Here is a 1078-nt window from a genome sequence, read left to right as displayed (position 1 = left end):
ACCGAACACGGAAGTTAAGCTCTTCAGCGCCGATGGTAGTTGGGGGTCTCCCCCTGTGAGAGTAGGACGCCGCCAAGCTTTTCTAAGGATCAGTTCCATACGGAACTGGTCTTTTTTGTTTTTTTGAAAAAATTACTTCTATTAAATCACTTTGTAAAGTGAGAAGTGATGATTTAGTAAATGCCTCATCGATAAGTTGATCTTTCCGTCCGTCTCACTTTCATGTATTTTCATTGAACAACGCAGCTGTTGTTTATGGGTCGGCCGTTCAATTCGTTTAGGATGAAGATCAAAAGCATAGAAAGCAGCTAATAAGAATTTTCTTTGGCAGCCAGATACAGAGGACTGTTTAGAGACACACTAGATGACTGAGTATCGCAACACTTACAGTTGAATTTTTCGCTCGCTCTAAGTAAGAATAAGAAAGAATCAACACTAACTTGATACCCTAGTAACACTTTAATATTGAAGATAGTAAAGAACAGCATCATTTAAGGACATTTTTACATGAAAATGATTTCCCAGAAAAATAAAATAATAAAAGAATTCCTTCTCTAGATGATTTGTATGAGAAGATATATTGAATAAAATAAGCATATAAAAAGCTTGAAAAGGGTAATTTCACATCAATAAAGCTTTATTAGAGCCCTTTTTAACAAAAAAACATAAAAAGATGAAAAAAAGACTTTTAAAATGGTGAGACAAGTGGTAGAATTCTTTAGGTGCCTTAACGAAAAGACGAAAAAACAACGTTAAAATAAATTCAAAAATTATTTTAAAAAAGTCTTTACAAACAATATCTTATCGTTATATAATACTATTTGTCGGATCGAGAGACATTCGAAATGACAACACAATATGGAGGATTAGCTCAGCTGGGAGAGCATCTGCCTTACAAGCAGAGGGTCGGCGGTTCGAGCCCGTCATCCTCCACCATATTTATTCTTACATAATGTTAGGATAGATAAAGCCGGTGTAGCTCAACTGGTAGAGCAACTGACTTGTAATCAGTAGGTTGGGGGTTCAAGTCCTCTTGCCGGCACCACTTTCATATGGTAAGATAGACAAGTCGCTTTTA

The 1078-nt window shown here is 36.1% G+C and carries 2 tRNA genes and 1 rRNA gene; all 3 read left to right on the top strand.

The annotated features are described in order from the left end of the window. Positions 1–78: ribosomal RNA gene (gene rrf / locus ACP7A0_RS18655) — 5S ribosomal RNA — on the top strand; the annotation flags it as partial. Between the two features lie 782 nt (positions 79–860). Continuing rightward, positions 861–936 (top strand) — tRNA-Val (locus ACP7A0_RS18650). A gap of 33 nt (positions 937–969) precedes the next feature. Then, positions 970–1045 (top strand) — tRNA-Thr (locus ACP7A0_RS18645). Positions 1046–1078: the final 33 nt, after the last annotated feature.

Source organism: Bacillus sp. DWP3-1 (assembly GCF_049896565.1).
Taxonomy (GTDB): Bacteria; Bacillota; Bacilli; order Bacillales; family Bacillaceae; genus Bacillus.
Note: the sequence above shows the minus strand (reverse complement) of the source record. Positions and strands in the feature narration are given on the sequence as shown.